We start from the raw sequence: 22720 nt of genomic DNA, 5'->3' as shown, positions 1-22720 counted from the left end.
CGCCCCGGGCTGTGACTTTCCCTCCGAGCTCATTCCTCCATATTCCGCACGCTTACTTGGCTGCGCACAGGATTCGCCAGCGCTCACTTTGAGGAAATTGGTAATATGTGGGTTCGAGTTCTAGTAGCGATTATTTTGATTGGCGGTTTTTCCATTGCTTGGAAAATATATGACCGTATTCCTGTTCAGGTTGTTGGTCAACAGCATGCATCCGGTAGTGTGCATATAGAGGAACAGGAGTTTTTTGAGGGTCTGGCTGCAACGACCGGCCTGCCGCTTGAAATTAAATACACGCCCGTTGATACCCTGGGATTCAAAGACACTCATCAGCTAATCATGTTGAGAGAAGGTGCACTTGATCTGGTTTCTCTGCGTTTTTATCAGAATGCCTGGTCTGAGCCTGCACTGCTCGGCGTGGATCTGTTCGGCGGAACGGTCGATATTGAGACCTCCTACGCGGTCATGCAAACCTATGCTCCGGCACTCGACCGCCGGCTGCAGGACCGCTTTAATGTGAAATTACTGGGTATGTGGCCGTTTGGTCCTCAGGTTTTTTTCTGCCGAACACCGATTGAGTCCCTGCAGGACTTGGAGGGGCTGAGGATACGGGTGGGCAATGAAACCTTCTCGCCTCTTATAGAATATTTTGGTGCGTCACCTGTCATTATGGCGTTTGAGGACGTTCAAATGGGCCTGCGCCGTGAGTTGATCGATTGCGCTGTTAGTAGCGCAGCTTCGGCGAATGCGGCCGGTTGGCCGAAGTACTCAACCCACCTTTTCCGGCTGAATACGCAGTCGGGGATCAATGGCTATGTTATTAATCTGAATCTCTGGAATCGCTTGTCGAGTCATCAGAAGGAGAGACTGGAGCAGGCCTTTAAAGCCTATGTGGACTCCATATGGGCATCTGTTGAGCAGCTTCATGTGCAGTTTACAGCGTGCAATACTGGCCAGCCTTGCCGTGAGGGCACGTCTTATAATCTGATTGATGTTGAGCCGGGTGAGCAGGACTATCAATTGCTGCGTCAGGCTTTTAAAGAGGCCGTCTTTCCAAGATGGGCTGAGCATTGTGACCAGCTTTACCCTGGTTGCTCCGCCGAGTGGCGTGAACTGGTAGAACCCGTTCTTATGAGAAAGGCAGGAGTTAATCAGTGAGAGAGCCGGTTAAAACCCCCTGGTTACAAAGGGCAAAACTCCCGCTCAGCATGGTCGGTGCGCTAAGCTCATTGATACTGGCCCTGAATTTCAGTCTGGACCTTCTGTCTTTGCTCGACATACAGCGGGAACACCAGCTTTTACTATTGATTCTGCTTATTTGTCTGGCGGCCTGGGCTCTGGTGGAGGTGATGGTGTTGCACCTTCAGCGAAGCCCGGGTGAGCCTCCCCTGAATTCACTTAAAACTTTGCTGATAGTTCAGCTAGCTGTCCAGTGCGTGCGACTAGCATTGTTTTTCATGGGAGGCTCGGTCACGATCGATAAGACATACGGAATCAGGGTGGTAGAACTTGGTCTGGTTTTCGTGTTTTTGCCCGTATATTTGGTGGTGTTTCTACTGGTAGGCCGCGCTTTGGTCTCAAACTACATCGTTGAAATCAAGTCTGCCTACCGGAAGTTGCAGAAGTCCAGTCTCATACTGGCGAAGCTGGCAACCACAGACCCGCTTACAGGCGCTTTCAATCGACGACATTTTCAAGAGAGGGTGGATGTGGAGGTTTCGCGTACGCTGCGTCATGGAACGCCTCTCTCATTGATAATATTCGATATTGATTACTTCAAGAAAATTAATGATCGCTTTGGTCACCACGGTGGTGATGAGGTTTTAGTTCGGCTTACTGAGTTGACCCTTCAAAACCTGAGAACCAGTGATGTTCTGGCTCGCTGGGGAGGGGAGGAATTCATCATCTTGTTACCTCAGTGTGATGCCGAAGAAGCGCAAAAAGTCGCTGAAAAATTGCGCCTGTCGATTGCTGAACAGGTTTTTGGTCAGGTCGGGAACATTACCTGCAGTTTCGGAGTCGCGGAAGTTTCGCCCGGAGACCTTCCGGACAGTTGGGTTAACAGAGCCGATCAGGCTCTCTATCAGGCTAAGAACAGTGGCCGCAATACTGTTTGTGTTGCTGATCTACGTCAGGGGTAAGGTGTTTTCAGACTTTGGAGGGCGTAAGACGCCAGCGCTGTACGTTGTTTTTGGCCCAAAACCCGGCCGAATTCAGCCCGCATAGATTCCTGCAGGCCACTATAATCAAGCCAAACAACCTTGATTCTCCTCAGCACTAATCCTGCCCCTTCCTCTCAATGTTGCCCCCTACTCTATTGTGCCCTGCTTTGCCGTGCGTGATGGCTGCTGCAGCTTGTTCAGGGTGTTTTTGAAAAAACCGAACGCTTGGAAGATTTTCCTCAGTCCGGGCGGATTCCTCCAGAGCTCCCTAACTCAGTATACAGGGAGGTAGTGGGTCCACCGTGCCGCATCTTTTATCGTGAGGATGAGATGCGAGTTCTCGTCCTTTGTGTCATGCGAGAGGAGCGGCAACTTCGAGTATATATGCTTGAGAACAGCTAGCCGAGAGCGTCACGCGGATGCCTTTGTCTCCGCTTCGCTACGTCAAAGTCACCGGTGCGCTAGGCATTAGGGCTGTAGGAAAACCCCAAACGGATGGTTTTTGGTAGCGCTGAGCAAACAGCAATTTGATTTTACACCCTCCATAAGACCTTTGAGTCGCGCCGGTTTTGTCATCGGTGGTGGCGGGAGTTATGAACAAGGAGAGAGCGGTGCCATTGTTTGAAACAGAGAGGTTGGTTGCAAGGAAGTTATCCCTTCAAGACGTTCCGGCGCTCACCGCAATGCTCAGTGACCCTGAGGTCATGAAATTCTCCGTTCGTGGAGTTTGCGACGAAGACGCTACCCGAAAGTTCGTTGATTGGTGCGTTGAGTGTTACGCCGCTCATGGAATGGGGCCATGGGCATTGTGCGAGAAAGAATCAGGGCACTTTATCGGCTTCTGTGGCGTTGGGCCGGAGTTGGTTGGCGATGTTGAAGAAATCAATTTAGGTTATCGTCTGGCGCGTAGGTTTTGGCATCAGGGGTATGCGACAGAAGCTGCCAAAGGTGTTCTCCAGTATGCTTTTGATCAAAAGCACTGCGATTCGGTAATTGTTATTATCGAGCCGGAGCATACAGCTTCTGTTAAGGTGACGGAAAAGGTCGGGTTCGGAAACTATACGCTTCAAGAGTTCCATGGCCGATCTGTGCGGGTGTATCGAATGACGTGCGACGATTGGGCACTGCGCAACAAACTGTTGTCGTGCGTTCGCCCATAAAAAGCATGGTCTACAGCTGACTCGCAAACGCTCGCCGTTTAGCGGGGCGTTAAAACTAAAAATCAGGAGGTCACATGCAACGGATAGCATCACAAATTGTTTGGCAGTTTAGTCTACCCTTTCTTCTCCTACTCCCCGGCTTTGCTCTCGCCGGAAACCCCGCTCCTGAAGACTATCTTGCGAGTGAGTCGTTTGTGCTGGAGGTTCGGTACTGTGAGTGCCAAGCTACCAATGCAGATAATATACCCGCAGATATTTTACCCAGTTTCCTGAAGGAGTCGCGCCTTTTAACGGTTGGCATATCGAGCGAGGGTAAAGGCTTTGCTTCTTCAAATGAGTTGTCCATCGGTTATGAACTCAAGCCAGTCGCAGGCTCACCCGACCAATACCAATTCAACTATGCGGGCAATTACACCGCGAGTAATGGGGGCAGTGCTGGTGCAGGGGAATTGCTGCTGACTCAAGGCCAATGGGTCAATCTTTTGGGTACGCGGCATGAGAAAGATGCTGGGTCGCAACATAGCAATGTCGTGGTGCGGGTGGTTAAGTCCGGTGGTTCTTGAAGGCAGGATGATACTCATACCATACTTGCTCAACATACCGATGCTGGCAAAGTGCCCGTGCTCAAAGATGGTGGCCTGACCATCTGGGATTCGCTATCAATTTGCGAGTATATTTCAGAGCAATATCTAGGCGGCCACGGTTAGCCAGACTCCGCTCGTGCACGAGCAGAGGCAAGATCCTGCAGTGCTGAAATGCACTCGGGCTTCCCTGAGATTCGAAACCAATTGCCAATGAATTGCCGAGTAATTGGACGCAAAGTCCCCCAATGCGGTCAAAGAATAGTCAGCCACCTTTGTAGAGTTGGGTGAAAAGCCGGACAAGCTGAAGCAGCTGTGGATCGAGGGGGTTACCTGTGAAGCCTTAAATAGAATCTTGTGTTAAGTGCGAAGAGCGATATTCTATTAATAGACAGCTAAATATTAATCGTGACTGAGCTTTGCTTATGGACGTTAGCACCGAAGCGCAAACAGGTTTCATCGAATCAGGATACTGGGTTAGCGGATACTTATTCTGGAGTGTCCCACTGATCTTGCTGGCTTTGTTGCTGGCCGGCGCTTGGTGCCTTTTGCGTTACCGCCATGCTATGAAGGCGCAAAATTTGCTGGTACAAGAGTTGCGAGAGGGCGCGGATTCGTTTCGGTATCTTGTCGAAACCGCCCACGAAGGGATAGCCGTGGTGCAAAACACCCGGCTGGTGTACCTAAATCCGCGTATGTGCGAAATGAGCGGGTATGATGAAGCTGAACTCAAGGAATTGCCGTCTTTCATGCCTCTCATCCATCCATCTGCACGGGATGAAATGATGGCTAATTATCAGCGCCGTGTGGCTGGTGAGGAAGCTCCGAAGCGTTACGAAAGCCTCTTTTTACGAAAGGATGGCTCCAGCTATCCTATTGAAATAAGTGGCGCAGCGATTGTTTGGGGTGGGCAGCCAGCAACCCTGAACATGCTCACTGATATTTCCGACCGCAAGGCAGCTGAAGAAAAGATTTTGTATCTGGCTCACCACGACAGCCTCACTGGCCTTGTAAATCGCTCAGTGCTGAGGGAACGCTTACAGCACACCATTGGTTTGGCGCGGCGCAGTAGAGACCCGTTTGCCGTGTTGTTCATCGACCTTAATGCCTTTAAACAAGTAAATGATACCCACGGGCACGAGGTGGGAGACGTTTTGCTACAGCAAGTGTCTCAACGTATCAAAAAACAGCTGAGAGACACGGATACTTTTGCGCGTATTGGCGGGGATGAGTTTGTTGTCTTGTTGCCCCAAATAAAAGGCAACCAGGACGTGAAGCAAATCATGACCCGCATTGAAGAGACTATGGCCAAGCAGTTTCATATTCAACAGCATAAGCTGCATTGCCATGTGAGCCAGGGTGCGGCGCAATACCCTGAAGACGGAACATCGGTACAGGCGTTGTTGCGCCAAGCTGATAAAAATATGTATGCGAATAAATGTAGTTATTACGAAAGCAGTAACTCCAATCCCCCAGAGTAATATCGACTCAGCGCTTTAATTAGCCTGAACAGAGCCAGCGCACGTTACATTAAGTGGGGAGGCTACATATGTGTGGAAGGTTCCCATGATACATATTCGAGCTTAAACGATGAGCATTTTTGCCAACCTGCAATTTCCTGACCGTGCCGCTGTTTCGCCGGATTATGCTGGGCCGTGCATTGCGGCTATTTATGGTTTTGCCTCACGGGAGCACATGCACCGACATCTGTTGCGGTTCTTGCGTGAATCGGGTTATCCCGACACCACAATGTACGGCCACCGTCAGGGTGATTTGATTGCCAATGACTTGCAGAACGCAGCAAAGCAAGGTCGCCCGGTTGTTCTGATTGGTTTCAGTCAGGGCGGCTTTGAGGCCATGGGTGTGGCAAGAGAGCTGGAGCGGCGCGGTGTGCCGGTGGCTCTGCTGGTTCCCATAGCTGCACGCGGGAGAGGGGGGCGAATGTGGCTACACAGGTGGAACTTCGATATGCGTAACGTGCCGCCCAACGTAGAGCTCTGTTTGAATTACTTTTCGGAGAGTGACCACCTGGGAACAGATCCTCGCCTGAAGGATAATTTAGCTGTCGCCATGCAACCGACTTCGCGTGTCGAAAATATTGTGTTTGCGCGCTCAGACGGAATTTCCCATCTTGGCATTTCGCGATGCTATCCAAGCGCCAAGTTGCATCCTAAACTTAAAACCCAATTGCTGGACCGGCTACTTTCCGAGCTCAAGCTAACTGGGTTATAAACTGTCACTGGAGGGTATGGATTTTCTTAAATATTCCAGCCGTTATAGAGTATGGTTGGCTATTCGATTCATACGCCTATTATGGGTATGGTTAACGGTATGCACCCTAAGCGTGCTCTGAGCACCAAGCATAACGTCAGCAAATAAAGGGAGAGCACATGACCAAGGAATTCAGAAAACCCAGCCCCGGTGAGCGCTTTCAGCAGATCGGTTACTTGCTCAAGAATACAGTCACGATCATCGGCCGCGATACCGATATTGTAGGTCCGTTTCTGCGAACGGCCATTTACGCGGTGGTAATGGTCACGGCATTTTTCGGCGGTATCGCCGCTATTGCGCTGGGTGCTGGCGGCACAGGTACCCTTTTGTTGCTGGCGTCGTTAGCGATGTTTGTTTACAAGTATTTCTACTACACCCGACAAGACATGGCCCAAAGTTGGCTGGTGGCCGAGACGGTTCGTGGGCGCGATGCAGTGCCCGGTGACGGCCGAAAACGGGTGCGCGGTGTTAAGTCCCAAGCTCGAATTTTGGGCTGGGTATCGATGGGCTTTGCCTTCATCAGTTCTCGTGCCGCCAATGGCGAGGGTGGCGGCCTGTCGGCGATGGTCAGCCGCGTTCTTTTGTCTGCGCTCTCCGAGGTATGGGATCTCGCCAAGCATTTTTTAACGCCTGCAGTAGCGATTGATGAATGTGGCCTGCGCGATGGGGTGGAGCGCATGAAGAGCTTAAAGAATTCGGTGCCGGAGACTTTGGTTGGCGTGTTCGGTATTGATATCGCTGGCGGCGCTGCCGGTATGTTGATCGCTCCGGTGTATGTGGTATTGGTCATGATTGCGATCGCGCTCGGCTTTGCTGTGGGCGATGCTATTCCCGCATTTTATGCTGGTGATATGAGGGATATGTTGGGCGCCAGCACGCCATTTTGGATGGGCGACAGTGCATTATCATTTAGCTGGTTACCACTGCTGATCGCGTTATGGTTGAGCAAAATGTTAGGTGCTATTTTGGCGCGGGTTGTAGATTCCGCGAAAACGATCTACTTCACTTTGTTCTATATGCGCATCACCCACAGCGACGAGATTGCGCCAGACATTCGCGAAGAGCTTGATACCTATCTACGTATTGAGAGCAAGCCAGCTGCAGACAACACGGCAACACAAGCTTAACACCGTGTTCTATTGCGCTTTAAAAGCGAGCTGCGACAGGCGCTAGTTCAATGTGTGTCTTGGCTCAAGGTCATAACGCCCGATTGCTGGGAGAAATTAAGCTGTCCAAGCACGCTCATGCCCAGCAACACCATATCGGGGTCCATGGCAGGGTTTATGGTGCCGGGTACGTTTTTGAATGTGATATCGCCCAAGCGAAGTTCCTCGATGGTTGTATTCCACACATTTACTGTGCCTGCAGCAGTACGTGCAAAGCTTGGTAGCCCTCGGGTAAGGCCTGCTTTTTGGGCGATAGATTCTGAGACTGTTACGGTTGTAGCACCGGTATCTAGAATAAAAGTGACGCTTTGGTTGTTAATAGTGCCTCTCGCCAGATAATGGCCCTGACGGTTGGCCTGCAGTTCAATTTCCGTGGCACTGCCGCGGGCGTGGCTGATCAGTTGCTGGTTGGGGTTGGTTTTGTGGGAGTCCCAATTACCGAATAAGTACGCCGCAGCGGCGAGTAACACAACCCAAAAAGCAGCGAAAAAAAGAAGGTAGCGGATCTCGGGTTTGATAGCGCCAGACTTACTCATTCCATTCCTTGTTGCGGGCATTTCTAAAGGGTATACGGATTCTAACTCATTCGGAGCGGTTATCATCGGAAATGCGCCCTACGACGCCAGCTGATCGTCAGCAGACGAATCAATCTATACCAATGAGTATGCCCTTTGGTCGAAGGCAAGGGCTCGGTCTGGATGCTAAGATGCCCGCCTCTATTATCCGTTACTGGAGCAAAATTATATGAGCACGGCCCCCGCATTCTATCCCATCGGTACGCCTGACACTCCTTGGGGCGAGTTAGAGCGCGCCGAGTGGTTATCACTGCAGTCCCGTCAGCGTAGCTACGAGTCTGAGGTGCTGAGTGTGATTGAGCGCCTGCGCTCGCGCTTTGACGTGGAACAGTATGGGTATCTAGATTACGGCGCTGAGAGTTACCCACTGATGGCGATTCGCAGCCGCGATTGGCGTGACGATCTACCGGTCGTGGTCATTACGGGCGGCGTGCATGGCTATGAAACCAGCGGTGTCCACGGCGCGTTGCAGTTCGTTGATCAGCATGCGGAAGATTACGCCGGTCGTGTCAATTTATTGGTTGCGCCCTGTGTCAGCCCTTGGGCGTATGAGCGCATCCACCGTTGGAACGCCAACGCAGTCGATCCTAACCGTTCATTCCGGCAGGATGGCGAGGCTGAAGAGTCTGCGGCACTCATGCGGCTGGTCGAGCCAGTTCGTGACCGTGCATTGATGCACATGGATCTGCACGAAACCACCGATACGGATGAAAGCGAGTTTCGGCCCGCGTTGGCAGCACGCGACGGTAAGCCGTTCGAGCCGTGCGAGATTCCCGATGGCTTTTATTTGGTTGATGACAGTGATAACCCGCATACGGAGTTTCAGCAGGCGGTGATTGAGGCTGTAGAGAAAATTACGCATATCGCGCCGGCTGACGCAAATGGCGAGGTTCTTGGCTCGCCGATAGTAGCTCGAGGTGTAATACAGTATCCGCTCAAACAGTTGGGTCTATGCGCCGGAATCACCAGCGCACCCTACAGAACCACCACTGAAGTGTATCCCGACAGCGCCCGTGCAACGCCTGAGCAATGCAATGCCGCGCAGGTGGCCGCAGTGTGTGCGGGAATCGACTATGCGTTGGCCCACCCCGCTTAGGGTTTTGCAGTTACGCCGGCTTTCCCTCATCAATAAACTGCTGAACTTCTTCCAAAGGGATGTGGTCACTGGTATCGCGCCCGTACCAGACCTTCGCGATTCGGCCGTCTTCAGTTATAAGAAAGTCGGCGGGAACGATTTTGATGTGCGGGTTGTTGCTAGGACGCCCGCCTTTGAATAGCCCTTTTATGATTCGTGGAAGCTTGAATAGCAGCGCTTTGATTAGCGCCGTAGACGAGTGCTGAATGCCGTACCGGTTGTAAATTTCCAAGTCTGGATCGGCTAGCATGGTAAACGGTCTAGGGTGCTTAGCCACGAAGTGTCGAACCTGCTCGGAGGTATCGCTGAATACCGCGACAATTTCCAGATTTTGCTCATGCCAGTGTTTGTAGTTGTGCGTTAACTCGTACACTCGAAGGTTGCAAAACGGGCAGCCTGCATCGCGAAAAAACGACAAGATAACGCGCTTGCCAACATGGTCGCTAAGCTGGAAAGGCTTGCCGTAAATATCCTTGGTCTGAAAGTCGATTCCCTGACACGGGGCAGTGAGCTGCATGTTTATCTCCTGAAGGTATGTTCAGCGAAGCGCTTTTGAATGGGGTGCAACTAACTTGCTTGGCAGCACGCTCGGATCCACACTGTACCAGCCAACTCTCACGGGTGGTTCGGTTATAGTGTTCGATATTTGTAATCTGCAGCAGGAAAGTACAATTGATAGTTAATAGAGCGCTTAGAGCTGACAGTGGGGTAGGCCTCTTCGAAGCGGGAAGCGATGCACACTGAATCGGAAGAGGTAAGCGATATATGCCTGTTGTGCTCTGGATGCTCGGAACGCTGGTTTCTTTTTGCCTAATGGCTATAGGCGCGAGAGAGCTAAGCGGTGATGTTTCCGTTTTCCAAATGCTGTTCTTTCGTAGTCTGGTTGGCTTGCTCTGTATATCGGCGATTGTTCTTTTTGCAAAACGAAGAGTAAGTTTTAAAACCGAGCGGCTGGTGTTACACGGGTTCCGGAACATATTTCATTTTGCGGGCCAGTTTGGCTGGTTTCTCGGTATTGGGCTGTTGCCCCTTGCGGAGGTTTTTGCTCTGGAATTTACGGTTCCAATCTGGACGCTGCTTATTGCGGCGCTGGCCTTGAATGAGAGAGTTACTGTACGCAAGTTGGCAGCAGTTTTTTTGGGAATCCTAGGTGTTCTGGTAATTGTGCAGCCCGGCTATGCCATTGTAGATCCGGCATCCTTTATCGTGCTTGGCGCTGCCATCTGTTATGCGATTACGCACACGTGTACCAAGTCGCTGAGCACATCAGAGTCTGCTTTGTCGATACTGTTCTATATGTGTGTAATCCAGCTGCCAATCGGCTTAGTGCTCTCTCTGCCTAGCTGGGTATGGCCGGTTGGGGATCAATGGCGGTGGCTTCTGGTTGTAGGTTTAACAGCCTTGTCAGCTCACTACTGCATGGCAAAAGCCATGCTTTTTGCTGAGGTGACAACGGTGGTTACGATTGATTTTCTCAGGTTGCCGCTGATTGCGATGGTTGGCGTTTTGCTCTACCAAGAGCCGTTCGAGCTGTCATTAATGGTTGGTGGGTTCCTGATGGTGGCGGGTAACTTTCTTAGCCTTAAGCGGAAGGCTAGACGGGGCGCTGTGCCCAGATCTTCGTAAGAATAATTAAAGGAGATAAACCTGTGCGTTTGCGGATACTGTCGGATTTGCATGTAGAGTGTTTTCGAGAAGGTCGCGACCTGCCTGATGTGGCCGCGGATGTCGTTATTCTGGCTGGAGACATTCATAGGACAACGGAGGGCCTTGCTTGGGCCGCGGATCAGTTTGTTGGGCAGAAGATCATCTACGTGCCTGGAAATCATGAATTCTACGGAGCGAGTATGCCCGATATGCGTGATGCATTGCGCGCCGAAGCCGAGCGCTTGGGAATACACTTGCTTGATAATGACACGGTAACCCTCGGTGGCGTGCGCTTCTATGGCACTACCTTGTGGACAGACTTTGACCTCTACACCGGCCAACCGGATTATGACTCATTGCAGACCGAACGACGCGCTCTCGCGTTTATGCCTGATTTTCGGATTATTGAGCAACCCGCAGGCGAGGTGTTCACGACTGTGGAAAGCCAGAGGTTGCATGCAGAGGCCATAGGGTGGCTTGAGTCTGCGCTAGCCGAGCCCTTTTCAGGGCCGCGTGTAGTGATCAGTCATCATGCGCCCTTGCCAGAGTGTATCCCGCCAAAGTATCAGGGAGATTCTTTATCGCCTGCCTTTGCTTCTAACCTGCAGAGGATGATGGGCAAGATGGATTTGTGGGTTCACGGTCACGTTCATGAGCCCGTTGATCTTCAGGTTGAAGGCACTCGCGTATTCGCCAATCCCGGGGCCTATCCGAATGAATATAAGCCGCCGTTGTTTGTTGCAGACAAAATTGTTGAGGTATAAGCGCATATTCGTTTTCTGGTACCTAAGCGGGGGGCCGCATAGGGTCACAAGGGCTTTGATTTATGCCATTTAATTGCGCCCAAAAACAAGTATCATGAATGCCTCAATTAAAGCGACGAGAGAATATCATGACAACAGATCTGAATAGCCGCCACGGCTCGAATCCTCCGCACAGCGAACTGGTAGACGCATGCAAAGTTATTAAGCCCTGCAAGGCCCTCGACATGGGCTGCTCCAATGGTCGCAACGCTCTATACCTGAGCCAACTTGGCTTTGATGTAACCGCCGCTGATAACAACCCCGGCGCTATCAACATGCTGCAGAAAATTGTCAGCCAAGAGGGGATCACCAATGTTAATGCGAAGGTATACGACCTCAATAACGCCGGGCTTGATGCGGATTATGGGTTGATTGCTTGTACCGTAACCTTGATGTTTCTAGATCCTGCTCGTGTGAGTGCTGTCGTTGCTGACATGCAGGAGCACACTCTGCCGGGTGGCTATAATCTGATTGTTTGCGCTATGAATACCCAAGAACACCCATGCCCGGTTCCTTTCCCGTTTACCCTTGAATCGGGGCAGTTGCGAGAGATTTATGAGGAGTGGGAGCTGGTTAAGTACAACGAAGATTTGGGCACTATGCATAATGGTGCCCAGTTGCAGTTTGCTACGATGTTGGCTAGGAAACCTACCTAGTTGTAAGCGCGACCCGGCGAGAAAATAAAGAATATGCGTGATGTTGGAGTAAGGCTTGGCAGCACTTTTACTGCCATTTTTGTCATCGGCTGGATTTCGAACGCCAGCGCAGATGAAGCCTGCCTGACCTCAGCGCAATCAGAATTGGAGCGTCTCTACTGCGAGGTTGTCGAACGCGGAGGTCGTGCTGGCCTTCCTTCTCAGGTGGATTTCCAACGGAATGACAGAAATGTGCAGGCGCTGTTGTTGCGACAGCCAGCTAAACGTTTGGGCCTAACATTGCCCGAGGTTTCGGCCAGCCCTGAACCCCGGTCTGAGCCTGAGCTAACCACGCTGTCTCATGAACCAATGAATGAGCCCGTCTCCGAGCCGCCAATTGCCCAAAGGTTGGCTGGATGCCACTTGAGGGGGAAGGTAATCCAATGTTCGCAGGCGGTCTATGAGTTGGCAGATAATCGCACACTGGCATCATTGGGTGATGGCGTGTTGGAGCCAAGTAACCGCCTCGGAATCGTACCTTTCGATGGCAAACGTAGTGACGACGAAGCTGTGCGGTCCTATCTCTCGGCGGCTTATGATCGCTACATCCCCAAAATGCTGGCCATTGGTCTGGGCGCAAACACCATGAGCTTCACGGCGTTTCACAACGCCTTTCACACACTTGAAAGTGGTGACGTGGATTTTTCCGAGCGTATGGAACGGGCCTACGAATTACTCAAACTGGATCGAAAAAACCTGAATGTAACAACTGGCAAGCATGATGATTTGCCAGAAAACCTGTCTTTGTGTGACACCATCAATCGCGATGTCATTGTGTGCGACAACGTTGGAACCAACTGGGTGTTTGTTCGAGCGAATCAATAGACTCTGCGCAGCCTTGAGAAAATCGTTAAACTTGAACGAGTTTTCCCACTATTCAGGGTGTCATGTCAGACCTTTCTTTCATTCAGTATGTTCTTATCGCGTTGATTTTCATCTGGAGTGGCTTTGTGCGCTCCGGGCTGGGCTTTGGCGGCGCGGTGTTGTCGTTGCCATTTTTGCTGCTGGTGAAGGACGACCCGCTGGTTTTCTTGCCCATCATTGCGGTGCATCTATTGGTGTTTTCATCTCTGACCATTTGGATGAACAATCGCGGCAACCGTAAGAGTAAAGAAACTGACGGAAGTGGCCAGAAGCTGACCGGGTTTGGGCCGGATGCGTTTGCAAAGGTGCAAGAAGGCACGGTTGATTGGCCTTACCTATGGCGAATGCTCGGTATTATGCTGGTGCCCAAGCTGATTGGCGTGTTTGGCCTGTTTACGCTGCCACCCAATGTGCTGAGTGCGATCATTTTTGTGATTGTTGCGATTTACTCTGTGTCGTACATTCTGAATCGGCCTTTCCGCAGTAATAGCAAAACCGTCGACGTGGCCCTGTTGATGACCGGTGGCTACATCAGCGGCACCTCGTTGATTGGTGCGCCATTAATCATTGCCGTCGCGGCACAGCATGTGGCGCGAGAGAAACTGCGCGATACGCTGTTTGGCCTTTGGTTTATTCTAGTACTAATCAAGCTGGCAGCCTTCATATGGGTAGGGCTTGATTTGCAGCTTATTCACCACCTGTGGCTACTGCCGTGCGCGGCCATTGGGCACGTGATTGGGCTGCGCTTTCACGACCGTATTCTGAAAGCAGAAACGCCGGTGTTTTTCCGTATGCTGGGGATAGTACTGCTGGCGGTTAGTAGTGTCGGAGCGATTAGCGTGTTGTTTTAGGGGCGTTGGTTGAGGCGGAAACCTTCGGTGATTTCTTGTCTACTCAACCCACTGCCAAGGCGGCGAATCGAGCAACCCCTGCCCCTGAATGATTGTTTCACCAAGCTCTTTATTCAGTGCGATGGGGTTGCAATCGGCGTGTTTTTCTAAGGTGGCGACTAAGCGGGGTGCATGGGAAACCACCCACACTTGTGTCTCGCGCGAGGCTCGGATAATTAGGCGGCCCAGTGCGGGAAGCAAATCCGGGTGTAGGCTGGTTTCTGGTTCGTTTAACACAAGCAGGGAAGGGGGTCGGGGTGTTAGCAAGGCTGCTACCAACAGCAGGTAGCGAAGCGTGCCATCTGAAAGTTCAGCTTGGTTTAAGGGGCGCAAAAGCCCGTCTTGCAGAAACTGCAATACGAAGCGGTTGCCTGCGTCTGCGGTAAAGTTAATCGTGGCGCCCGGAAATGCATCCTCGATTGCGTGGTATAGCGCCTCTCTGTCGCCAATCTCGTAAATGGTTCGAAGGGCGGCAACCAAGCTATGGCCGTCATGATCAAGTACTGGCGTGCGTGTGCCTATCTGTGGTGTGCGAATGGTGGATTGCGGGTCGGTTCTGAACTGATCGTAGAAGCGCCAATTGCGGATGGTTTGCCGAACGGCATGCACCTCGGGCACCGCTACCGGGTCGCTGATTTCGTTCAAGATGCTTTCGTACGAATTAAGGTGCGCGTTATACACCTCCCACGTTCGGCCGGAGCGTACTTTCACCACGGGGCCAACGCGGTCGATCAAGCAGCTACTGGGTCTGCAAACATCGCCAACCCAAATGCACTCGCGCTTTATCTCTGGGTCGAACTGAAACATGGAGGGGTCTTGGTAGCCTGCAAACCCCTGTGGTGCTGGCATCCCAAGCGATATGGCGTAACCGAATTCTTCGCCTACAAAACCTAATCTCAGGCGAGGGTTTTGTTTTTTGGCGGAGCCTTGGACGGGTGCAGAACCCTCCTTCATGCCATTGGTGAGTTGATCCGGTCCGGCCCAGAATGTGTAATCCAGACCGCCCTCTTGAGCAATCGATGAGATAAGGTTGCCTTTTGCGGTTTCTGCGAGTAGCCGGAGTGATTTATACAGGTTGGATTTACCGCAGCCGTTAGGCCCGGTAACCACGTTTAGGCCCGAAAGGGGAGACACAATGTTTTTTAAACTACGGTAGTTGGACACTGCAAATGCTTTGATCATAGACCCACCTTCTACCCCTTCCGCGCTAATCTTTCCAGCGCCATCAATGTATCTGTGTAATTCACAAACCGGTTTATATACGCGGGTGATAGCCTCTGCATTTCTGCCATTGCCCGGCTTACCAACCGGTGTGCGTTTATGGGACCTGCATCTTGGGGTACTTCCTCAATGGCATGGCGAATACGCTCTTGGAGGGCTTGCTCGCCACGGCCTGCATTTACTCTGGTCATGGCTTTCAGAGGCTGTTGCGTGTTGGAAGGTGCAACGCGTTGTGAAGCATTCGTGCCACCCCCCGACACTCCAAAAATCAACTGTTCTAGCGTTGACTGAGGCTCTGTTGCTGGCACATCCGGTGCTTGGTTTAGTTTGTCTAGCAGAGTTGATAGCTGTGACGGAGGGCTCGTTTCAAGGGCTTGCGAAAGCTCTGCAGACGACTCGTAAGCAGCTGTATAGTCTGCGATAGCTTGTTCCAGTTTCTGCCAATGCCGGGTGTGTTGCAGGCCTTTTGTTTGAAGTCGCAACGCTAGGGCTTCCAGATAGCGGAAGCGGACCGGAGCTAGCTGGTCTGCGCCGCAACGCCTGAGAGCGTCGATTCTCGGGTGCAAGGGGGCAGCCTCAAGCGTGGTCGCCATCAGTTCTCTGCCTTCTCGCTTTTGCTTGCTGCTTCCGGTGCTAAAGGTACGGTACTGATTTCCACCCGCCGGTTTTGAGCTCGGGATTCCGCATCTATGTTGGGCACAGCAGGGTGGTGCGGGCCAAACGCGGCAGCGAATACGCGGTCGTTGGGTAGACCAAGCTCCATTAATGTTCGAGTGACCGTTAGTGCCCTTTGGGCCGACAGGCCCCAGTTGTCCTGATATCGGTTACCGCTGTGCATGGGCAGATCATCGGTGAAACCGCTGATCATCAGGAGTTCTTCGTGCTGGGCGAGATAGGTTTGCAATGGAGTTATTAGCGCTTCGAGCACCTCAACACCATCTGCCTGTAACTGATCCGAATTCAACTCAAACAGTACGTTGCCGCTGATGCCAATGCGGCCGTTCTGAAAGGTAACTAAGCCTTTGGTGAGTGGGTCTTCAAGCGCTTGCTCCAGAGCAATACGCCGCTGCTCTTCGGCTTCGCGCTTAGCTTTTTCCTCTTCCAGTGATTGGCTGAGCTCCACCTGAACGCCGATCACCCACACTAAGATCAGCACCAGAATGCCTACCAGCGCGGCCATCAGGTCTGAGAAAATCGCCCAAATTGGCGTGGATTGCTGTTCGCCGTCTTCCAGATAGTCCATTAGCTGGCTCCGCTGGTCTCGGCGTGATTGGTGATCAGGGCCGAGGCCGCGTCAATCACATCCTTCTGGGAGCTAACGGAGAGATCGATTACCTCACGGGCTTGAGCAACGTAGTAGGCCAGTTGCTCATCGTGGCGGCTACCGGCGTTATCGAGTGCTTTTTGGATGTTGGTTAGGCTTTCCTGAAGCTGGGTATTGGAAGCGCTGAACAGCTCCACCGCTTGCAGGAAGGCTTCGCTAAGTGCGCCCACTTCCTGACTGCTGCCGGTAATGTCTTCACCGAGCTTGCCGAGCTGTTGGCTTTGCTCTTGAATCAGAACATTGAAGCGTTCGCTGATCCCGGTGAGGGTGTCCCCTGCGCCAGTGATCAGAGAGTCCACTGCTTGGCGCTGACTGTCGGCATTGCTGCGTTGGGATTCGAGCAGGCTGTCGAGTTCTTGCACCAGCCGTTGACGCTCTTCCAGTAATTGGTTTTCCCGTTCGCTGTTACGTGCCATCTCTTCTTGCAGCTTGGAAATCACGTGAGCGGCGGCTTTCGGGGTTTCCGAGGCGGTTTCTATCAAACGGGTCATGGGGGCTTCCAGTCCGGAGCCCAGTTCGTTCAAGTGCTTGGTGACCGTAGCTTCGAGTTGAACCAATCGTTCGTGGGCAGCGTCGCCCTGAGCCGCTTCTTGCTCGTGCAGTTTAGAGAGCTGCTCGCTGATGCGTGTAATGAGCGCATCCAGACCTTGTTGATGATGGGTGGCAAGCTTGGCGCTTTCGTCCCGGAAGTGGGCTTGGTATTCCTGCAAGGTGCTTTGCAGATTATGTATTAGTTTTTCTGCGGTTTGCTGTTGTTGATCAAAACCCATTTGCCAACGTTCACCTGCCTCGTGGCTGGTTTTCTGGAACATGCTTGTGAGGTCGGCCAGTTGCTGATTAGCAGTCGCAGACCAGCTTTCATGTAGCTCTCCGGCATGGGACTGAAGAGTTGCCATGGCTTCCGTCACGATCGGCTCTATGCGTTCGGCGGTAATGCGAGAGCTGGATTCCAGAGCTTTCTCTAGGGACTGAGCAACAGAGTCCGCCAGACTCTGGTAATGCGTGCCTACGGTGCTGTGAAATTCCTGCTGGTTTCGGGTTAGGGACTGCTCCAGTTGCTGACCAAGCTGCTCCATGCGGGCTGTCATGGACTCCATGGCTGTGGCCATTTGAGGTAGGGCGGTAGCTTGGGATTCCAAGGCTTTGAAGGCTTGCTGGCGTTGGTAGTCTGCCGACAAGTGATGCAACCGTTGCCGTAAGGTTTTATCCAGCTGGCGTGATACTTGTAAGCGTTCGCGGCGGCTTAAGGTGGAAGCGAGGCCCAGCATGGCGGAAGCTGCCACACCCGCAATAGAAGTACCAAAGGCCAGACTCAACCCAGCAATAGGAGCCGCGAGAGCGCCACGGATTACGCTAAGATCGGTGCTGCCGTCCAGTGCCGAGGCGGCGCCGCTTAGGGTTACGATCATGCCAGCAAAGGTTCCTAGCAAACCGAGCATCACCAGCAGGCCGACCAGATACGGTGTTAGTTGCGGACTGGGCAGTGCTGAAAAGTGGCCATCAACTCGCTTCTGCACAGCAAACTGAATCTGCTCCGGTAGGCCAGAAAGCCAGTCTTCAAGTTGCTCGCGGCTCTGCGGAATACTGCTAAGCCGATCGGCAAGCTGTCGGGTGGTGCGACGGAACCCCATCAACTCGATAAAGCCCAATCCGTATACACACGCAATAATACCCGTCACTGAAAGGGCGAGAAGGTCTGAACCTAGAAAGCGTTGGCCTATCCAAGCCACAACGGCCAGGCCTATGGCAAACGCGAGAAAAAAGAAAAGTCTGCTCATGGAGAGTTCGTTACCTCGTTTTGGCAAGCTTCAAGCAGCCCCAATACCGGCTCCAGCCGAACATCCAGTTCAGCGAGTAAAAGATTCTGCGCTTCTTCGCAGTAACGGTGGAGCCCGTTATATGGGGTGCCGCTGGTATCGTGTGCTAGCGATTGAAACCGTTGTTCCAGCACTTTGGGAATATGGGAGAAACATTGGCTGGTGTACCCGGCCATGGCGTGATCAAACGTTGCATCCAATTCTGCCAGCCGGGCCAGAGTTTGGCTGTGATCCTTCATGGCTTTTCGGGTTTTGTCCCGAAGCTGGCGGCTAACGGCGATGACTTTGCGCTGCAGCGAGAGCCATGGGTTCAGGTAGTGCTCGAAATCCACGCAGTCGGTGGGCTCAACGTCATCACCGTAGGTTTTGAGTTTGCGTATCAGCGCTTGGCGACTATTGGCCAGTTCCTGAATGACACGATCAAATACAGCCCTCTGATCCAAGCCCGTTTGGCGCGCGCGAAACGCAATGGCTGAATCCAGGACCAGAGTGTCGGAAAGCCCAAACAGACGCCCAAGCCTTTCTCCGCAACAGGGTAGCGGGCCGTCAGAAGCCGGTGCTCCAGATTGGGCTAGCAGCTGTAGCAATCTTTGCTGCGAAATTCTGGCAGAGAATGAGGGTGTTTGAGTCATCGAATAATCGCGCACAGGTTGGGTGCCAGTGATAATCCCGAGCTTTCAGGGGCGACTATTCTAAAGGGTATGCTGGGTGATTGATAATGACGGACTCGTCAGAGCTCGCAAAGAAGAGCGCCTGAACCTATGTGTTCAGGCGCAGACCAGTCAGGCTATGCGATTACCGCTTCGTCATCACCGCTTCGAGTTCATCGGCGCCACCAATCAGTTGGCCGTCGATAAATACCTGAGGGGTTGTGCCCTTGCCAGTTACCGCCTGCAAGGTGCTGTATGACAGGCCACCGGCGCCCAGTTTTATCTCTTCATACTTATAACCCTTTTGCTGTAGCAGCGTTTTGGCGCGAGTACAGTGTGGGCATCCGGGTTTTGTGAATATGCTCACCCGTGCCGGTAAGGTCACATCTGGCTTGATGTAATGCAGCATGGTGTCGGCATCCGATACTTCAAACGGGTCGCCCGGCTTGTCTGGCTCGATAAACATTTTTTCGATGGTTCCATCTTTTACCAGCATGGAATAGCGCCAGCTGCGGTCACCAAAGCCTATGTCGCTTTTGCTAACCAGCATTCCGATCTCACGGGTGAAGTCGCCGTTGCCGTCCGGAATAAACTCGATATTGTCTGCGTGTTGATCTTCTGCCCACGCCTGCGTCACGAATGGGTCGTTCACCGATAGGCAAATTACACGATCTACACCCAGCTCCTTGAAGACGGGTGCCAGCTCGTTGTATCGGGGTAAGTGGGTGCTTGAACAGGTAGGTGTAAACGCGCCCGGCAAGGCGAACACAACAACGGTTTGATCGTTAAACAGTTCATTGCTCGTTATCGATTTCCACTCATTATCAACGCGAATGGGAAACGAAACTTGAGGGACTTTTTTACCTTCCGATGAACTTAGCATTTTAAATTCCTTGGAGTTCGTTGGATGAGTTAGTAAGGGAATAATTGGGTGGCCGGAGTTTAGTTTCCGGACCAACCGATCAAAATTGGAACATACACAATCAATAGAAGCACACTGACCAAGGTAAGCAAGTAGGGAATAATTGCGCGAGTGATGCGTTCCAGTGGCAGTTGCGTGATCGAAGAAGCTACGTAAAGGTTGATGGCCACGGGTGGAGTGATCATGCCGATTGCCAATCCCACAACAATGACGATGCCAAAATGAACCGGATCTATGCCCAACTGGAGCACCAAGGGCAGCAAAACCGGCGTCAGGATGATCAGAGCGCTAGCGGTTTCGATGAATACGCCGGTCAGCAGGATAATCCCAACTACCAGCAACATGATGATGTAGGGGTTGGTAGACATAGAAAGCACGGCCTGAGCAATGGCGCCGGGCACCTGCCAGCTGGAAAGCGTCCAGCTGAGTACCGCTGAAGTGGCGATCACCAACATGATCACTGAGGTGGTAATGGCTGAGCGAATTAAGATGCGATACACATCTTTCAGCTTGAGATCACGATAGATGAAAAGTGAAACAATGAGTGCGTAGTTGACGGCCACCACTGCCGCCTCGCTAGGTGTGAAAATGCCTGAAAATATGCCGCCCAGAATGATTACCGGGGTCATTAACCCCCAACTCGCGCTTTTGAGTGTGCGCCAAATGGTGCGCAGCGAGAGAGGTGTGCCTTTGGGATATTGGCGTTTGTAGGCCTGAGTGATGGCAATGGCCATTAGCCCCAGCCCCATGGCCAGCCCAGGCAAAAAGCCGTTTAGGAATAGTTCGGTTACCGACTGCTGCGCAATTACGGCATAGATAATCATTGGCACGGATGGCGGAATGACCACGCCCAAGGTACCACTTGCAGCAATTAGGCTGGCGGCAGACGCCGGGTCATAACCTTTCTTGCGTAATTCCGGCACCAGACTTGAACCTACTGCGGCGGTAGTTGCTGCCCCGGAGCCTGAGATCGCGGCAAAAAACATCCCTGCCATTACTGATACTAACGACAAGCCTCCACGCAAAAAGCCGAAGAGAGAATCAGCAAAATTAACCAGCCTCTCGCTAACCTTGCCTTGGGCCATCAGGTCGCCGGCAAGGATGAACATGGGAATGGCTACCAGCGCGAACGAGTTAATGCCTTGAAACATTTGCTGAGTAACGACCATCAGCGGCACGTCAGCCTGACTCAGCGCAACCATGGTGCTGGCACCTATCGCCAAGGCAATAGGCACGCCAAATAGCATGAGCGCAAAAAATAGCCCAAATAGAAGCAATGTCATTGCGTGGGCTCCTCAACACGTTCGCCTTTCACAATCAGCTCTACCAAGTCCACCACGGCATACCAGCACATTATCGCGGCGCTAAGCGGGATCACGGCGTAAACGTAAGTCATGGAAAGTCGCAATGAGGCAGATTTTTGATAGCTTTGCACCTGCATATAGCGATAGCCAATCACCACAAGCGCTACAAGGAACCCGAGCACGGCAAGCGTGGCGAGGATGCGTGCGCCTTTTCTAAGTTGAGCAGGCAGAGCATCTACCGCAAAGGTTACGGCGATGTGCCTGCCTCGCTGAAAGGCCAAAGTACTGGCTAAAAAGGTAATCCATACCAATAAAAAGCGGCTGACTTCTTCGGTCCAGCCGACCGCGCTGAATAACACCCGGGACACAATCTGCAGGGTAATCACCCCAATCAGCGCCGCCATGGCAGCAAAGACCACGGGCTGGAGTATTGCATCCAACCCGTGCTCAACTCGCTTCAGCAACGTTAGCAGCGATCGAGTTGCTTCTGTCACCTACTTGAGAGCCTTCTGAATACGTGGCAGATAGTCACCGAACTGCTTGCCGTACTTTTCATATACGGGTGCCACCGCCGCCTGAAAGGCTGCGATATCCGGGCTGTCGTTGACCTGCATACCGGATTCGCGCAGCTCGGCTAGCTGCTTAGACGCCATTTCGGCGTTTACTTTGCGCTCATGCTCGGCGGCCTCTTGAGCGGCCTGAGCTAGCACATCTTGAGCAGCTTCCGGTAGCTTATTCCAAGCTGGCATGCCCATAACAAAAATGGCAGGGGCGTATGTGTGCCGCGAAAGAGTCATGTGGTTCTGAGTCTCGTTGAGCTTGAAGGAGTGAACCACGTTCACCGGGTTTTCCTGCCCATCAATGGTGCCTTGCTGCATTGCGGTCAAAGCTTCCGTCCATGCCATAGGGATAGCGTTGGCGCCCAATGCGCGGAAAGTATCCACATACACCGGGTTTTCCATCACACGAATGCGTAGGCCGTCCATGTCTTCCGGCTTGTTGACCGCGCGCTCGCTGTTCGTCAGGTTGCGAAAGCCACGCTCGGCATAGGCCAGACCTTTCAGGTTAACATCAGAGAGCTTGTCGAGCAGTTCCTTGCCGATGGGCCCATCAAGCACATCGTAAGCAGCTTGCGGTGAAGGAAATAAAAACGGAAGCTCGAAAACCGCCATTTCCTCGACAAAGTTAGCTACCGGGCCATTGGTAATCACGCCCATATCAACGGTGCCGATCTGCATGCCTTCCAACAGGGTGCGCTCATCACCGAGTGAAGCGTTGGGGTAAAGCTCAACGCTCACAGCACCTTCGGTACGCTCTGCAACCAAGTCCTGAAACTTTACAGCCGCAATATGAAATCCATCCTGCTCGTTGACCACGTGCGCCAAGCGCAGAGTGACCGGGTCCATGTCGGTAAAGTCGGAAGCAAAAGCGGTGCTGGCTAGAGCCAATGATAGGCTCAGGGTAAGCGTATTCAAAGTTAGTTTTGTCATTGTGATTTTCCTTGATAAATCAGGCGGTAGCGCCTTTGATGAGCGT

The 22720-nt window shown here is 52.4% G+C and carries 26 protein-coding genes; 15 read left to right on the top strand and 11 right to left on the bottom strand.

All coding sequences use genetic code 11. The features are described 5' to 3' along the window. The first annotated feature begins 105 nt into the window (after positions 1–105). The 9 genes from dctP to MWU62_RS03900 all read left to right on the top strand — a co-directional run bounded on the left by dctP (position 106) and on the right by MWU62_RS03900 (position 7298). Complete coding sequence (dctP, locus tag MWU62_RS03940; protein WP_247113631.1) at positions 106–1155, top strand: TRAP transporter substrate-binding protein DctP; 1050 nt, start codon at positions 106–108, stop codon at positions 1153–1155. Next, positions 1152–2138, top strand: a complete 987-nt coding sequence (locus MWU62_RS03935) for a GGDEF domain-containing protein (protein WP_247113630.1) — start codon at positions 1152–1154, stop codon at positions 2136–2138. The genes dctP and MWU62_RS03935 overlap by 4 nt, the downstream gene beginning before the upstream one ends. 204 nt (positions 2139–2342) lie before the next feature. Then, complete coding sequence (locus tag MWU62_RS03930) at positions 2343–2561, top strand: type II toxin-antitoxin system RelE/ParE family toxin (RefSeq protein ID WP_348645625.1); 219 nt, start codon at positions 2343–2345, stop codon at positions 2559–2561. A 191-nt stretch (positions 2562–2752) separates the two neighbouring features. Beyond that, on the top strand, positions 2753–3319 hold the full coding sequence (locus MWU62_RS03925; RefSeq protein WP_247113628.1) for a GNAT family N-acetyltransferase: 567 nt from the start codon (positions 2753–2755) through the stop codon (positions 3317–3319). 74 nt (positions 3320–3393) lie between these two features. Beyond that, positions 3394–3882: a hypothetical protein gene (locus MWU62_RS03920; protein WP_247113627.1), complete on the top strand. Its 489-nt coding sequence runs from the start codon at positions 3394–3396 to the stop codon at positions 3880–3882. 21 nt (positions 3883–3903) lie between these two features. After that, a complete protein-coding gene (locus tag MWU62_RS03915; protein ID WP_348645624.1) occupies positions 3904–4026 on the top strand; it encodes a glutathione S-transferase N-terminal domain-containing protein in 123 nt (40 codons plus the stop codon). A 299-nt stretch (positions 4027–4325) separates the two neighbouring features. Beyond that, positions 4326–5381, top strand: coding sequence for a diguanylate cyclase (locus MWU62_RS03910; RefSeq protein WP_247113626.1), 1056 nt, complete (start codon positions 4326–4328; stop codon positions 5379–5381). A 109-nt stretch (positions 5382–5490) separates the two neighbouring features. Next, positions 5491–6132, top strand: coding sequence for a thioesterase domain-containing protein (locus MWU62_RS03905; RefSeq protein ID WP_247113625.1), 642 nt, complete (start codon positions 5491–5493; stop codon positions 6130–6132). Positions 6133–6290: 158 nt separating this feature from the next. Next, positions 6291–7298 carry a hypothetical protein gene (locus tag MWU62_RS03900; RefSeq protein ID WP_247113624.1) on the top strand — a complete coding sequence of 336 codons (1008 nt, stop codon included), beginning with the start codon at positions 6291–6293 and terminating at the stop codon, positions 7296–7298. 47 nt (positions 7299–7345) lie between these two features. Here MWU62_RS03900 and MWU62_RS03895 read toward each other — a convergent pair whose 3' ends face one another. Beyond that, the gene (locus MWU62_RS03895; protein ID WP_247113623.1) at positions 7346–7873 is read right to left on the bottom strand and encodes a TIGR02281 family clan AA aspartic protease; all 528 of its coding nucleotides are present in this window, start codon (positions 7871–7873) and stop codon (positions 7346–7348) included. 208 nt (positions 7874–8081) lie between these two features. Here MWU62_RS03895 and MWU62_RS03890 point away from each other — a divergent pair, with 208 nt between their 5' ends. Then, positions 8082–9008, top strand: coding sequence for a M14 family metallocarboxypeptidase (locus MWU62_RS03890; protein ID WP_247113622.1), 927 nt, complete (start codon positions 8082–8084; stop codon positions 9006–9008). Positions 9009–9018: 10 nt separating this feature from the next. On the opposite strand, the gene MWU62_RS03885 is transcribed toward MWU62_RS03890, so the two are convergent. Next, positions 9019–9564 carry a peroxiredoxin-like family protein gene (locus MWU62_RS03885; protein WP_247113621.1) on the bottom strand — a complete coding sequence of 182 codons (546 nt, stop codon included), beginning with the start codon at positions 9562–9564 and terminating at the stop codon, positions 9019–9021. Positions 9565–9812: 248 nt separating this feature from the next. Between MWU62_RS03885 and MWU62_RS03880 the strand changes: the two genes are divergently transcribed. The 5 genes from MWU62_RS03880 to MWU62_RS03860 all read left to right on the top strand — a co-directional run bounded on the left by MWU62_RS03880 (position 9813) and on the right by MWU62_RS03860 (position 13907). Further along, a complete protein-coding gene (locus MWU62_RS03880) occupies positions 9813–10673 on the top strand; it encodes a DMT family transporter (protein ID WP_247113620.1) in 861 nt (286 codons plus the stop codon). 23 nt (positions 10674–10696) lie between these two features. Further along, a complete protein-coding gene (locus MWU62_RS03875) occupies positions 10697–11458 on the top strand; it encodes a metallophosphoesterase (protein ID WP_200367208.1) in 762 nt (253 codons plus the stop codon). Between the two features lie 128 nt (positions 11459–11586). After that, positions 11587–12153, top strand: a complete 567-nt coding sequence (gene tehB, locus MWU62_RS03870; RefSeq protein WP_247113619.1) for a tellurite resistance methyltransferase TehB — start codon at positions 11587–11589, stop codon at positions 12151–12153. Between the two features lie 33 nt (positions 12154–12186). Next, the gene (locus MWU62_RS03865) at positions 12187–13017 is read left to right on the top strand and encodes a hypothetical protein (RefSeq protein ID WP_247113618.1); all 831 of its coding nucleotides are present in this window, start codon (positions 12187–12189) and stop codon (positions 13015–13017) included. A 62-nt stretch (positions 13018–13079) separates the two neighbouring features. After that, a complete protein-coding gene (locus tag MWU62_RS03860) occupies positions 13080–13907 on the top strand; it encodes a sulfite exporter TauE/SafE family protein (RefSeq protein WP_247113617.1) in 828 nt (275 codons plus the stop codon). Positions 13908–13946: 39 nt separating this feature from the next. Here the strand turns inward: MWU62_RS03860 and MWU62_RS03855 are convergent, their stop codons facing one another. From MWU62_RS03855 to MWU62_RS03815, 9 genes are all read right to left on the bottom strand, one after another. Further along, a complete protein-coding gene (locus MWU62_RS03855) occupies positions 13947–15128 on the bottom strand; it encodes an AAA family ATPase (protein ID WP_247113616.1) in 1182 nt (393 codons plus the stop codon). Between the two features lie 11 nt (positions 15129–15139). Continuing rightward, on the bottom strand, positions 15140–15760 hold the full coding sequence (locus MWU62_RS03850; protein ID WP_200367217.1) for a DUF2894 domain-containing protein: 621 nt from the start codon (positions 15758–15760) through the stop codon (positions 15140–15142). Next, a complete protein-coding gene (locus MWU62_RS03845) occupies positions 15760–16410 on the bottom strand; it encodes an OmpA family protein (protein WP_247113615.1) in 651 nt (216 codons plus the stop codon). Before MWU62_RS03845 ends, MWU62_RS03850 begins: the two co-directional genes overlap by 1 nt. Beyond that, entirely contained in the window at positions 16410–18269 is a 1860-nt protein-coding gene (locus tag MWU62_RS03840; protein WP_247113614.1) for a DUF802 domain-containing protein, read from the bottom strand. Before MWU62_RS03840 ends, MWU62_RS03845 begins: the two co-directional genes overlap by 1 nt. After that, complete coding sequence (locus tag MWU62_RS03835) at positions 18266–18940, bottom strand: DUF3348 family protein (protein ID WP_247113613.1); 675 nt, start codon at positions 18938–18940, stop codon at positions 18266–18268. The genes MWU62_RS03840 and MWU62_RS03835 overlap by 4 nt, the downstream gene beginning before the upstream one ends. Before the next feature lie 163 nt (positions 18941–19103). Then, complete coding sequence (locus tag MWU62_RS03830) at positions 19104–19841, bottom strand: glutathione peroxidase (RefSeq protein WP_247113612.1); 738 nt, start codon at positions 19839–19841, stop codon at positions 19104–19106. A 59-nt stretch (positions 19842–19900) separates the two neighbouring features. After that, positions 19901–21163, bottom strand: a complete 1263-nt coding sequence (locus MWU62_RS03825) for a TRAP transporter large permease (RefSeq protein ID WP_247113611.1) — start codon at positions 21161–21163, stop codon at positions 19901–19903. Next, positions 21160–21678: a TRAP transporter small permease gene (locus MWU62_RS03820; RefSeq protein ID WP_247113610.1), complete on the bottom strand. Its 519-nt coding sequence runs from the start codon at positions 21676–21678 to the stop codon at positions 21160–21162. The genes MWU62_RS03825 and MWU62_RS03820 overlap by 4 nt, the downstream gene beginning before the upstream one ends. Continuing rightward, positions 21679–22674: a TRAP transporter substrate-binding protein gene (locus MWU62_RS03815; protein WP_247113609.1), complete on the bottom strand. Its 996-nt coding sequence runs from the start codon at positions 22672–22674 to the stop codon at positions 21679–21681. Positions 22675–22720: the final 46 nt, after the last annotated feature.

It is taken from the genome of Marinobacter sp. S6332, from assembly GCF_023016045.1.
Classification (GTDB): domain Bacteria; phylum Pseudomonadota; class Gammaproteobacteria; order Pseudomonadales; family Oleiphilaceae; genus Marinobacter.
This window is presented reverse-complemented; position numbering and strand designations above follow the sequence as displayed.